Below are 11,955 nucleotides of genomic sequence, written 5' to 3' on the forward strand. Positions count from 1 at the left end.
CCCGAAGGGGCTATCTTGCGAAGGGGGAGGAAGAAGGGGTATAGGGCGTGGAGTCTGCGGTTGAAGCGACTTGGGGAGGGGACGTAGGTAAAGAGGCGCAGGTCTTTGGCGAGGGCCAGGGCCTTGTTGTGCTTGCCGCCCAGTTCCATGGCGGCCAGGATGGCGAGGGTCAGGATGGCGGAGGCTGGGGTCTTGGCTTGGGGGTCGTCCTTGTAGCCCAGGGCCTGGAGGGCATCGTCTATAATGCAAAAGGCCGCTATGATGCGCGACAGCATAGCGGCCACTATTTTTTCAGGCCTCGGGATAGGTAGCAACTTGGGTTAACATAGCACGGCGGGCGCCCGCTGTCCAGCGATCCATCTGGCGGTCCTTCCCGGACGGCGGGCGGTGCACTATAGTTTGGCCAAAGCTCCGGCACCGGGGCCGGTGCCGCGCCGCGGGGGGATGGCCGATGACGGGTGCACACTGGGACGCCGTGTTCGACGAGGATTACCTGTACTTCTACGAGACCTTCTTGCACGACGAGCGCAACGAGAAGGAGGCCGAGCTCATCGCCCGGCTCCTCGACCTCGGTCCGGGGGCGGATGTGCTGGATGTGCCTTGCGGGCACGGCCGCATCGCCGTGCGCCTGGCGCGCCGAGGCTGCCGCGTGACCGGCCTCGACGCCAGCCCGCTGTTCCTGGAGCGGGCCCGCCAGGCCGCGGCGGCCGCGGGCGTCGGCGTCGAGTGGGTCCACGGCGACATGCGGGCCCTGCCGTTCGGGCGAGACTTCGACGCCGTGGTCAACTGGTTCACCTCCTTCGGCTACTTCGACGACGAGGAGAACCGCCGCGTGCTGGCGGAGTTCCGGCGCGTGCTGCGGCCCGGCGGCCGGCTGCTGATCGAGACGGTCCACCGCGACCGGATCCTGCGCAGCCTGCCGCCCGGCGAGCCGGTGCGCTTCGACGTGGTCCGCCGGGGCGACGACCTGATGATCGACCGCACCGGGTACGAACCGCTCACCGGGCGCGTGCAGACCGACCGCACCATCGTCCGGGACGGGCGTGTGCGCCGGTTCGCGTACGGGCTGCGGCTGTATACGCCGGTGGAGCTGCGGGACGAGCTGCTGCGGGCCGGGTTCGCCCGCGTCGAGCTGCTGGGCGACGAGGGCGGACCACTCACGCTCGACAGCCGGCGGCTGCTCGCCGTCGCGCAGGCGTGAGCGAGGGCGCCGAACCGCTGGTGCGCGCCGCGACCCGGGAAGGCAAGCGGCGCCCGGTGGCGAACCCATGGTGCGGCCAGTTCCGTGGTGCGCAGCGACCGTTACTATAGTAGTGCCCACCCCGCTTGGGGGTGGGCGTTCTCACAAATGGCCCTCAGGCCTCATGGGGCTTGGCTAGCTTCACGGGCACCACGATGCGGTCAAACTCCTCCTCCGTGAGGTAGCCCAGCTCCAGGGCAGCTTGTTTGAGGGTTTTCTTCTCCTTGATGGCCTTCTTCACGATCTCCGCCGCCTTGTCGTAGCCGATGGCCTTGTTTAAGGCGGTGGCCAGCATGGGGTTTTTCTGGAGGTGTTCCTCTATCCGCTCCAGGTTGGGCTCTATCCCCTTGGCCAGGTTCTCGTTGAAGGACTCCATGGCGTCGGCCAGGAGCTTGATGGACTCGAGGGCCGCATCCGCCATCACCGGCTTGTACACGTTGAGCTGGAAGTTGCCCTGGCTGCCGGCGAAGGCCACGGTGTGGTCGTTGCCGAAGACCCGCACCACCACCATGGTGAGGGCCTCCACCTGGGTGGGGTTCACCTTGCCGGGCATGATGGAGGACCCAGGTTCGTTGGCGGGGATGAAGATCTCCCCGATGCCCCCGTAGGGCCCGGAGGCCAGCCAGCGGATATCGTTGCCGATTTTCATCAGGGCCCCGGCCAGGGTCCGAAGGGCCCCCATGGCGAAGACCAGCTCATCGTGGGCGGCCAAGGCGACGAAGCGGTTCTCCGCCACCCGGAAGGGAAGGCCCGTCTCCTCCGCCAGGTACTTGGCCACCAGCTCCCCGAAACGGGGGTGGGCGTTGAGGCCCGTGCCCACGGCGGTGCCCCCGATGGCCAGGTTATGAAGCCCTTTTTCCGCCTCCTTGACCATGGCCAGGGTGTTCTTAAGCTGAGCCGCCCAGCTTCCCACCTCCTGTCCCAGGGTAATGGGCACGGCGTCCATCAGGTGGGTGCGCCCCACCTTCACGATGCCGTCAAAGGCCTTGGCCTTTTCCTCAAAGGTGGCGATGAGGGCCTCCGCCGCCGGGTAAAGCCTTTGGTGGAGGGCCAAAGCCACGGCCACGTACATGGCGGTGGGGAAGGTGTCGTTGCTGCTCTGGCCCCGGTTCACGTGGTCGTTGGGGTGAACGTACTTGGAGCCCAGGGGCTTCCCCAGAAGCTCCGAGGCCCGGTTGGCAATGACCTCGTTCACGTTCATGTTGGTCTGGGTGCCGCTTCCCGTCTGGAAGACCACCAGGGGGAAGTGGTCGTCCAGCTTCCCGGCGATGACCTCTTCCGCCGCCTGGATGATGGCCCGGGCGATTTCCTCTGGAAGCTCACCCAGCTCCAGGTTGGCTCTGGCCGCTGCTTTCTTCAGCATGCCGTAGGCGCGGATCACCTCCGAGGGCATCCGGAAGCGCCAGGCGCCAATCTTGAAGTGCTCGAGGGAACGCTGGGTCTGGGCACCCCAGTAGCGGTCCGCCGGTACCTTGACCTCGCCCATGGTGTCCCGTTCGATCCGGTATTCCATACCGCACCTCCAGCCCGATTTTACGCCTCCTCCTCGTAGGGCTCGTGGAGCTTGACGGGTTTCCCCCTAAGCCCCGCACGAAGGTTTAGCCACTCCACCAGCACGGCGAAGCCCATGGCGAAGTACACGTACCCCTTGGGGATGTGCACCCCCGTGCCCTCGGCCACCAGGGTGAAGCCCACCAGCAGGAGGAAGGAAAGGGCCAGCATCTTCACCGTGGGGTGCTGGTTCACGAAGGCGTAGATGCCCTTGGAGGCCAGGACCATGATGGCCACCGAGAGGAGGATGGCCGCCACCATGACGGGTACGAAGCGGGTGAGGCCCACGGCGGTGATGACGGAGTCTATGGAGAAGACGATATCCAGAAGAAGCACCTGCCCGATCACCGAGGCGAAGGAGGGAGCCACCCTCCTGATGGCATGGCCCGGCTCTCCTTCCAGCTTCTCGTGGATTTCCTTCACCGATTTGTAGATGAGGAAAAGCCCTCCGGCGATGAGGACCAGGTCCTTGCCCGTGACCTCGTGGCCCAAGACGGCAAAGAGGGGTTTTTTCAAGGCCATGATCCAGGCGATGGAGAGGAGGAAGAGGATCCGGGTAACCGCCGCCAGGGAGATGCCCACCACGCGGGCCCGATCCTGCTCTTCCCTCGGCAGCTTGGAGGCCAGGATGCTGATGAAGATGACGTTGTCCACGCCAAGGACCACTTCCAGCACGGTTAGGGTGATGAGGGCGATCCACACCTCGGGGCTCGTGAGCCACTCCATGGGAAAGAGTCTACATGACGGCGTAGACTGGGGGGCATGGTGGACGTGCTCATCGTGGGGGCTGGGCCCGTGGGTCTGGCGGCGGCCCTCGAGGCCAAGCGCCAGGGCCTGAGCCACCTGATCCTGGAAAGGGGTACGGTGGCGGAAACCATCTACCGCTTTCCCCGGCAGATGGTCTTCTTCTCCGAGTCCAAAAACATCGAGATCGGGGGCCATCCCCTGGTGTCCCAGGGGCCCAAGCCCACCCGCCTCGAGGCGCTCCTCTACTACCAGAAGGTGGCGGAACGCGAGGGGCTTCGGGTCCTCAGCTATACGGAGGCGGTGGGTGTGGAAGGGGAGGAGGGAGCCTTTAAGGTCTTGGCCCGGGACCGGTTTGGGGAGAAGGCCTTCCCTGCCCGGTACGTGGTGGTGGCCACGGGCTACTTCGGGAACCCTAACCGCCTGGGGGTGCCGGGGGAGGACCTGCCCCACGTGCTGTACCGCTACGAGGAGGCGGCCCCCTTCTTCGGCCGCAAGGTGGCGGTGGTGGGGGGAAGCAACTCGGCGGTGGAGGTGGCCTTGGACCTGTACCGGGGCGGGGCCCAGGTGGCCCTGGTGCACCGGGGCAAGTGGGTGCGCCCCAGCGTGAAGTACTGGCTTCTTCCCGACTTTGAGAACCGGGTGAAGGAGGGAAGCATTCTGGCGGTGATGGAGGCCAGGGTAAAGGCCATTACCCCGGAGGGCCTCGTCCTGGAAAGACCCCAAGGGGAGGAGTTCTTGGAGGCCGACTTCGTCCTGGTCCAGATCGGCTACCGGGCGGAAGACCATCTCCTTAGGGGGGCCGGGGTGCGCTACGAGGGGGAGAAACCCTGGCTTTCCCCGGAATGGGAAACCTCCCGTAAGGGGCTTTTCGCCATCGGCTCCAGTGCCTTTGGGCCGGACACCCGCACGGTGTTTATCGAAAACGGCCGGGAGCACGCAAGAGTGGCCATAACTGCCATCGCCCGCCGCCTGGGCTCTTGACACCCTTCACAAAGGGGGCTAGGATAAAGCCCAAGATGCGCTTCGGCCTCGTCCTATCCCTAGGCCTGGTCCTAATCGTAGGGCCAGCGGGGGGTAGGGTGTAGCGTTTTAGGGCGCATCCAAAACCCCCCGGAGAACCCGGGGGGTTTTGGTTTAGGAGGGGGAGATGAAGGGAGCGGAGGCACTTTTGAAGGCGCTGGAGCGGGAAGGGGTGGAGGTCATCTTCGGCCACCCGGGTGGGGCCATCATGCCCACCTACGACGCCCTGTATGACAGTCCCATCCGCCACATCCTGGTGCGGCACGAGCAAGGGGGAGTCCACGCCGCCACCGCCTACGCCCGGGCTTCCGGCAGGGTGGGGGTGGTGATGGCCACCAGCGGTCCCGGGGCCTTGAACCTGGTGACCGGCCTGGCGGATGCCTACATGGACTCCACCCCGGTGGTGGCCATCACCGGGAACGTCCCCCGGGCCCTCATCGGTACCGACGCCTTCCAGGAGGCGGACGTCACCGGGGTGACCATGCCCATCACCAAGCACAACTACCTGGTGCAGGAGGTAAACGACATCCCCCGGGTGGTGAGGGAGGCCTTCCACATCGCCTCCAGCGGGAGGCCGGGGCCGGTGCTGATCGATCTGCCCAAGGATGTGCAGCTTTCCGAGTTCACCGGCACCTTTGACGTGGAGCTGGACCTTCCCGGGTACAAACCCACCACCAAGGGCCACCCCAAGCAGATCGAACGGGCCCTGGATGCCCTGGAGAAGGCGGAGAGGCCGATCCTGATGGTGGGGGGTGGGGCCCAGCACGCCCACGGGGAGCTTCTGGCCTTTGCCGAGCGGACGGGAATCCCCGTGATCACCACCCTCATGGGCTTGGGGGCCTTCCCCGGGAACCATCCCCTGTGGCTGGGGATGCCGGGAATGCACGGCACCGTGGCCGCCAACCGGGCCATCCACCATGCGGATGTGATCCTGGCCATCGGCCTCCGCTTTGACGACCGGGTCACGGGGAAGGTTTCCCGCTTTGCTCCCCATGCCCACACCATCATCCACGTGGACATTGACCCGGCGGAGATCGGCAAGCTGGTGCGCACCCACATTCCCATCGTGGGGGATGCCCGCTCCGTGCTTCGGGAGATGCTGAAAGGGGCTAAGCCCCTGAAGCTGGCCTCCTGGTGGCGGCAACTGGAGGAGTGGCGCACCCGTTATCCCTTGCGCTGGAAGCCTAAGCCTTACCTGCAAAGCCAGGAGGTCATCAAGGCCTTCGCCGAGGCCACGGGGGGGCATGCCATCGTCACCACCGGGGTGGGGCAGCACCAGATGTTCGCCGCCCAGTTCTTCGCCGTGACCCGGCCGAGGAGCTTCATCACCTCCGGGGGCTTAGGCACCATGGGGGTGGGTCTTCCCTTCGCCATCGGGGCCAAGGTGGCCCGGCCGGAGGAACTGGTCATCGATTTCGACGGGGATGGCTCCTTCCAGATGACCCTCCAGGAGCTGGCCACCGTGGTCAAGTACAAGCTGGACGTGAAGGTGGTGATCCTCAACAACGGCTACTTGGGCATGGTGCGGCAGTGGCAGGACCTCTTCCACGCCAAGCGCTACTCCGAGGTGTACCTGGCGGACTCCAACCCCGACTTTGCCCGCCTGGCGGAGGCCTACGGCATCAAGGGGGTCAGGGTGGAGCGCAAGGAGGATCTGATGAAGGGGGTGGAGGCCGTGCTTTCCACCGATGGGCCCGTGGTGGCCGAGTTTAAGGTCTACCACGAGGAAGGGGTCTTCCCCATGATTCCGGCTGGGGGAGCGGCGGAGGACATGATCATCGAGCACCCGGCGGAACGGGAGGAGGTGGAGGCGTGAGGCACGTGATCTCCGTGTTGGTGCAGGACCACCCCCGGGTCTTGAACCGCATCACGGGCCTTTTCGCCCGCCGGGGCTTCAACCTGGAGAGCCTGGCGGTGGGGACCACCCATGTGCCAGGCCTTTCCCGCATCAGCCTGGTGGTCTCGGGGGACGACCACACCCTGGAGCAGGTGGAAAAACAGCTGAACCGCCTGATCGAGGTTTTGAAGGTGACCGACCACTCCGAGCCCCATGTGGAACGGGAGCTGGCCCTGGTGAAGGTCCACGTGGCCGGGGTGGAGGAAAGATTGGCGGTGAAGGACATCCAGGAGGCCTTCCGGGCCCGGGTGGTGGATGTGGCCCAGAAGAGCCTGATCCTGGAGCTCACCGGGGACTCCAAGAAGATAGACTCCTTCATCGAGGCCCTTAGGCCTTACGGGATCCTCGAGGTCATGCGCACCGGAGCGGTGGCCATGAGCCGAGGGGAGCGCACCCTTAAGGTCAGGGAAAAACGGGAGGCGGTATGAAGATCTACTACGAGCACGACGCGGACCTAGGCTTCATCCAAGGCAAGAAGGTGGCGGTGCTGGGCTTCGGCTCCCAGGGGCACGCCCACGCCCTGAACCTCAGGGACTCGGGGGTGGATGTGCGGGTGGGCCTTAGGCCGGGGTCTAAAAGCGCCGCCAAGGCGGAGGCTATGGGCCTCCGGGTCCTTCCCGTGGCCGAGGCGGTACGGGAGGCGGACATCGTCATGGTCCTCCTTCCCGACGAGACCCAGGGCCGGGTTTACCGGGAGGAGATCGAGCCCAACCTTAAGGAGGGAGCGGCCCTAGCCTTCGCCCACGGCTTCAACATCCACTTCGGCCAGATCAAGCCCAGGAGGGATCTGGACGTCTGGATGGTGGCCCCCAAGGGCCCTGGCCACCTGGTGCGGAGCGAGTACGTGAAGGGAAGTGGGGTGCCGGCTCTGGTGGCCGTGCACCAGGATGCTTCGGGTTCGGCCTTCCCCACCGCCTTGGCCTACGCCAAGGCCATAGGGGCGGCCCGGGCTGGGGTCATCCCCACCACCTTCAAGGACGAGACGGAAACCGACCTCTTCGGGGAGCAGGCGGTGCTGTGCGGGGGGCTTACCCGGCTCATCCAGGCGGGGTTTGAAACCCTGGTGGAGGCGGGCTACCCTCCGGAAATGGCCTACTTTGAAACCGTGCACGAGGTGAAGCTCATTGTGGACCTCATCTACGAGGCGGGCTTCGCCGGGATGCGCTACTCCATCTCCAATACCGCCGAGTACGGGGATTACACCCGGGGCGAGGTTTCGGTGCCGGTGGAGGAAACCAAGAAGCGCATGCGGGAGATCCTCCGGCAGATCCAGTCCGGGGAGTTCGCCCGGGAGTGGATGCTGGAAAACCAGGTGGGCCAGCCGGTCTTAGAGGCGAACCGCAAGCGCTGGAAGGAGCACCCCATCGAGGAGGTGGGGGCGAGGCTTCGGGCCATGATGCCCTTCCTGCGGGCAAGGGTATTGGAGGAGGTAGGCTAGGTGGGTACCAAGGGCCCCCCAATCTGGGGGGCCTAGTGCGTTTTAGGGAGGGAGAAGATGGAAAGGCACATCCGCATCTTTGACACCACGCTTAGGGATGGGGAGCAGAGCCCAGGGGTAGCCCTTTCCCTGGACCAGAAGCTGGAGATCGCCCACGCCTTGGCCCGACTCAACGTGGACATCATCGAGGCGGGCTTCCCCGTATCCGGGCCCTTGGAGTTTGAGGCGGTAAGGCGGATCGCTGAGGAGGTAAGGGGCCCCATCATCGCCGCCTTGGCCCGCACCCACACCCTGGACATCGACCAGGCGGCCAAGGCCCTGGAGAAGGCGGAAAAACCCCGTATCCACGTCTTCACCTCGGCTTCCAAGATCCACCTCGAGTACATGCTGAAGAAAACCGAGGAGGAGGTCTTGGAGATGGCGGACAAGATGGTCCGCTACGCCAGGAGGTACGTGGACGACGTGGAGTTTTCCGCCCAGGACGTGATGCGGGCGGACTGGGACTTCGTGAAGCGCCTCTACGAGGTGGCCATTGAGGCCGGGGCCACCACCATCAACATTCCCGACACCACTGGGTACGGTACGCCCGGGGAGTATGGGGCCCTGATACGGCGCATCCGGGACGAGGTGGTGCGGGGCCGGGAGGTGATCATCTCCACCCACACCCACGACGACCTGGGCCTGGCCACCGCCAACGCCCTGGCGGGCATCGAGAACGGGGCGGGGCAGGTGGAGTGCACCATCAACGGCATCGGGGAGCGGGCGGGCAACACCTCCTTGGAGGAGGTGGTCATGGCCCTTTACGTGCGCCGGGACTGGTACAAGGCCAAGACCCAGATCAACACCCGGGAGATCTACCGGGTTTCCCGCCTGGTGGAGCGCTACACCGGCATGCCCGTGCCCCCCAACAAGGCCATCGTGGGGGATAACGCCTTCGCCCACGAGTCGGGGATCCACCAGGATGGCGTCCTGAAGCACCGCTCCACCTACGAGATCATGGACGCCGAGCTCATCGGCAGGCGCCCCGCCGTGATCGTGCTGGGCAAGCACTCCGGGCGGGCAGCCTTCAAGAAGGCCCTCGAGGACCTGGGCTATAAGGACCTCACGGAAGAGCAGCTTAAGGTGCTCTTCTCCCGCTTCAAGGAGATCGCCGAGAAGAAGGGACCTTTGTCCGCCGAGGAGCTTCAGGCCCTGGTGGAAAGCGAACGGGAGCCCGCTTCCCAGTTCTTCGCCCTGGAGCACGTGCAGTTCTTCTCGGGCTCGGGACTTCTGCCCACGGCCACGGTGAAGGTGAGGACCCCGGATGGGGAAAGGGTGGCCACGCACACCGGGGATGGGCCGGTGGATGCCGTGTACAAGGCCATTCAGGACGCCATTGGCCTCAGGCCCGAGCTGGAGCTCTACCGGGTGGAGGCCATCACGGGTTCCACCGAGGCCCTGGGCCAGGTGACGGTGAGGCTCCGCCTGGGGGAGCTCCAGGCGGTGGGGGTGGGGGTATCCCCCGACATCATTGAGGCCTCGGCCCTGGCCTTCCTGGACGCCGCCGGCAAGCTGGCGAGCGGCCGTGCCACCCGCCATCCACCCTCCATCGAGGAGGTCCAGCGGGGAGTCTAGTCCCACCCCACCCTGGCTCAGCCAGGGTGGGGGTTCCAGGAAGGGGAGTTCGGCTTAGCGAGGAAGGGCATAAGGCTGCCCAAGGGGATGAAGAGATGGTGGAGATCCTAGACACCACCCTCAGGGACGGGACACAGGGGGAAGGCATCAGCCTTTCCGTGGACGACAAGGTGGCCATCGCCAAACGCCTGGCGGCCTTCGGCGTACACCTCATCGAGGGAGGTTGGCCGGGGTCCAATCCCAAGGACGCCGAGTTTTTCCAGCGCATGAAGGGGGTGGACCTGGGAGAGGCCAAGCTTTCCGCCTTCGGGGCCACCCGCAGGAAGGGGCTTTTGCCGGAGGAGGACCCTTCGGTTCTGGCCCTGCTGGAGGCGGAAACCCCGGTGGTGGTCCTCTTCGGCAAGAGCTGGACCCTGCATGTCCTCGAGGCTCTGGAAACCACTTTGGAGGAAAACCTCCGCATGATCCAGGACACCGTGGCCTTCTTCGCCCGGCGGGGGAAGCGGGTGGTCTACGACGCCGAGCACTTCTTTGACGGGTACAAGGAGGACCCCGGCTACGCCCTGGCCACCCTGGAGGCGGCGGCCGAAGGGGGAGCGGACACCCTGGTCCTTTGCGACACCAACGGGGGCACCCTGCCCGAGGAGGTCTACGCCATCACCAAGGCGGTGGTGGAGCGCTTTCCCCACCTGCGGATCGGCATCCACCCCCACAACGACGCCGAGCTGGCGGTGGCCAACGCCCTGGCGGCGGTGCGGGCAGGGGCCACCCACGCCCAAGGCACCATCAACGGCTACGGGGAGCGCTGCGGCAACCTGAACCTGACCAGCTTCCTTCCCAGCCTGGTCTTCAAGTACGGCATCCCTGCCATTCCGCCGGAAAGGCTTAAGGGGCTTAAGGAGCTTTCCCACTTCGTGGACGAGAGGGCCAACCAGACCCCCAACCGCCGGGCTCCCTACGTGGGGGAGTCAGCCTTCGCCCACAAGGCGGGGGTGCACGTCTCCGCCGTCTTGAAGAACCCCCGCACCTACGAGCACATTCCTCCCGAGTGGGTGGGGAATAGCCGCCGCTTCCTGGTGTCCGATGTGGCGGGCCGTTCCAACCTCCTGGCCAAGCTGCAGGAGCTGGGGGTGGATCTTTCCAAGGAGGAGGCCAAGCGCTTGCTGGACGAGGTCAAGGCCCTGGAGTACGAGGGCTACGCCTTCGAGGGGGCGGAGGCCAGCTTCTACCTCCTGGCCCACCGCCTGAAGGGGGGAAGCCTGCCCTTCAGCGTGGAGGGGTTTTCCGTCTTCGTCCACGGAAGCGGCCTGGACACCGCCTGGGCCGAGGCCACGGTGCGGGTTCGGGTGGGGGAAAGCCTGCAGCACACCGCAGCGGAAAGCCCCTCGGGGCCGGTTTCCGCCCTGGACAGGGCCTTCCGCAAGGCCGTGCTCCAGTTTTACCCCGAGCTTTCCGATGTGGAGCTCACCGATTACAAGGTGCGCATCCTCTCCGGCCAGGAGTCGGGGACCAACTCCGGGGTGCGGGTGATGATCGAGATGAAGCGGGGGGAGGAGCGCTTCGCCACCGTGGGGGCCAGCGAGAACATCCTCGAGGCCTCCTTGAAGGCCCTCACCGACGGCTACGCCTACGCCCTCCTTTACCCGAGCCTCAAGGAGACGGTGCCCAGGGCAGGCTGATCTCGGGGAAGGCCAAGGGGCTTACGGGCTCGGAGGGGGAGAGGAGGCGGATGGACCGGTAGCGTCCCTCACGGGGCTCCCGGTAGACCTCGAGGAGGTTCTCCTTTAGGTTCACAAGCCATACCTCGGGGATTCCTGCTTCGGCGTAAAGGGGAAGCTTAACGTCCCGGTCAAACTCCAAGGAGGTGTCGGCTACCTCCACGAGCAGAAGAACATCCTCAGGGCGGGGGAGCCGGCCCTCGTAGCGTTCCAAGGGAGGTTGAAGCACCAGGAGATCGGGTTCTGGCTCGGAATCCTCTGAAAGATGAAGGGGGGACTGCACCGCCACCAAGGCCTTGCCTTGGAGGGCCTCCTTCAACATGTGATCGAGGCGCATCGCCGCAAGAAAGTGCTTGGGTCCAATCGGGCTCATCTGGTAGACCTCTCCCCTTAGGAGCTCCACCCGGGGCACATCCCGGAAGGCCCGCTCAAACTCCTCCACGCGGAAGCGGTAGCGGGTGGCCATACCCTCATTATGCTCCTTGGCCCGAGTAGTGCCTTAGCCCCATGCGCCACAAGAGCCGGTCGTGTCAAGATTTATGTGTAAGCGTCTGTGTACGGGGGGCATACCTCTCCAGAAGCATCTTCTCCAGCACTTCCCGCACCTCAGCAAAGCCCTTCAATCGCCGCTCAGACCACCTCCCCTCCTGACGCTCCGCCTCCAAGTAAAGGAGCTTAAACACAGACTCGGGTCGGGGGAACTTATGATCCCGCACCTTCGTCCCACGCC

At 65.4% G+C, this 11,955-nt stretch carries 10 protein-coding genes and 2 pseudogenes; 7 read left to right on the plus strand and 5 right to left on the minus strand.

The window, feature by feature from the left end; all coding sequences use genetic code 11:
• A pseudogene (locus AC27GT_RS08535) lies at positions 1-275 on the minus strand (IS982 family transposase); the annotation flags it as partial.
• 200 nt (positions 276-475) lie between these two features.
• Between AC27GT_RS08535 and AC27GT_RS08540 the strand changes: the two are divergent.
• Positions 476-1,201 (plus strand): class I SAM-dependent methyltransferase, encoded by a 726-nt coding sequence (locus AC27GT_RS08540; protein WP_169335130.1) that lies wholly within the window; start codon positions 476-478, stop codon positions 1,199-1,201.
• A gap of 154 nt (positions 1,202-1,355) precedes the next feature.
• Here AC27GT_RS08540 and fumC read toward each other — a convergent pair whose 3' ends face one another.
• Positions 1,356-2,753, minus strand: coding sequence for a class II fumarate hydratase (fumC, locus tag AC27GT_RS08545; RefSeq protein WP_487223944.1), 1,398 nt, complete (start codon positions 2,751-2,753; stop codon positions 1,356-1,358).
• Between the two features lie 20 nt (positions 2,754-2,773).
• Positions 2,774-3,517: a TerC family protein gene (locus tag AC27GT_RS08550; RefSeq protein WP_487223945.1), complete on the minus strand. Its 744-nt coding sequence runs from the start codon at positions 3,515-3,517 to the stop codon at positions 2,774-2,776.
• 36 nt (positions 3,518-3,553) lie between these two features.
• Here AC27GT_RS08550 and AC27GT_RS08555 point away from each other — a divergent pair, with 36 nt between their 5' ends.
• From AC27GT_RS08555 to cimA, 6 genes are all read left to right on the plus strand, one after another.
• Complete coding sequence (locus AC27GT_RS08555) at positions 3,554-4,519, plus strand: YpdA family putative bacillithiol disulfide reductase (protein WP_487223946.1); 966 nt, start codon at positions 3,554-3,556, stop codon at positions 4,517-4,519.
• 166 nt (positions 4,520-4,685) lie between these two features.
• A complete protein-coding gene (gene ilvB / locus AC27GT_RS08560; RefSeq protein ID WP_487223947.1) occupies positions 4,686-6,374 on the plus strand; it encodes a biosynthetic-type acetolactate synthase large subunit in 1,689 nt (562 codons plus the stop codon).
• Positions 6,371-6,883, plus strand: a complete 513-nt coding sequence (ilvN, locus tag AC27GT_RS08565; RefSeq protein ID WP_015716745.1) for an acetolactate synthase small subunit — start codon at positions 6,371-6,373, stop codon at positions 6,881-6,883. Before ilvB ends, ilvN begins: the two co-directional genes overlap by 4 nt.
• Positions 6,880-7,893 carry a ketol-acid reductoisomerase gene (gene ilvC / locus AC27GT_RS08570; protein ID WP_487223948.1) on the plus strand — a complete coding sequence of 338 codons (1,014 nt, stop codon included), beginning with the start codon at positions 6,880-6,882 and terminating at the stop codon, positions 7,891-7,893. The genes ilvN and ilvC overlap by 4 nt, the downstream gene beginning before the upstream one ends.
• Positions 7,894-7,950: 57 nt before the next feature.
• Positions 7,951-9,507 (plus strand): 2-isopropylmalate synthase, encoded by a 1,557-nt coding sequence (locus AC27GT_RS08575; RefSeq protein ID WP_487223949.1) that lies wholly within the window; start codon positions 7,951-7,953, stop codon positions 9,505-9,507.
• Between the two features lie 95 nt (positions 9,508-9,602).
• Complete coding sequence (cimA, locus tag AC27GT_RS08580; RefSeq protein ID WP_487223950.1) at positions 9,603-11,186, plus strand: citramalate synthase; 1,584 nt, start codon at positions 9,603-9,605, stop codon at positions 11,184-11,186.
• On the opposite strand, the gene AC27GT_RS08585 is transcribed toward cimA, so the two are convergent.
• Together AC27GT_RS08585 and AC27GT_RS08590 are read right to left on the minus strand one after the other, a co-directional pair.
• Positions 11,158-11,691, minus strand: a complete 534-nt coding sequence (locus AC27GT_RS08585; protein ID WP_487223951.1) for a Uma2 family endonuclease — start codon at positions 11,689-11,691, stop codon at positions 11,158-11,160. The genes cimA and AC27GT_RS08585 overlap by 29 nt on opposite strands.
• A gap of 64 nt (positions 11,692-11,755) precedes the next feature.
• A pseudogene (locus tag AC27GT_RS08590) lies at positions 11,756-11,955 on the minus strand (IS256 family transposase); the annotation flags it as partial.

The sequence above is a fragment of the Thermus sp. KWY1 genome (assembly GCF_057547025.1).

Bases quoted from the DNA above. Each gene is read 5' to 3' on its own strand.
- fumC (WP_487223944.1), bottom strand. From the start codon at position 2,753: ATGGAATACCGGATCGAACGGGACACCATGGGCGAGGTCAAGGTACCG.
- AC27GT_RS08550 (WP_487223945.1), bottom strand. From the start codon at position 3,517: ATGGAGTGGCTCACGAGCCCCGAGGTGTGGATCGCCCTCATCACCCTA.
- AC27GT_RS08555 (WP_487223946.1), top strand. From the start codon at position 3,554: ATGGTGGACGTGCTCATCGTGGGGGCTGGGCCCGTGGGTCTGGCGGCG.
- ilvB (WP_487223947.1), top strand. From the start codon at position 4,686: ATGAAGGGAGCGGAGGCACTTTTGAAGGCGCTGGAGCGGGAAGGGGTG.
- ilvC (WP_487223948.1), top strand. From the start codon at position 6,880: ATGAAGATCTACTACGAGCACGACGCGGACCTAGGCTTCATCCAAGGC.
- AC27GT_RS08575 (WP_487223949.1), top strand. From the start codon at position 7,951: ATGGAAAGGCACATCCGCATCTTTGACACCACGCTTAGGGATGGGGAG.
- cimA (WP_487223950.1), top strand. From the start codon at position 9,603: ATGGTGGAGATCCTAGACACCACCCTCAGGGACGGGACACAGGGGGAA.
- AC27GT_RS08585 (WP_487223951.1), bottom strand. From the start codon at position 11,691: ATGGCCACCCGCTACCGCTTCCGCGTGGAGGAGTTTGAGCGGGCCTTC.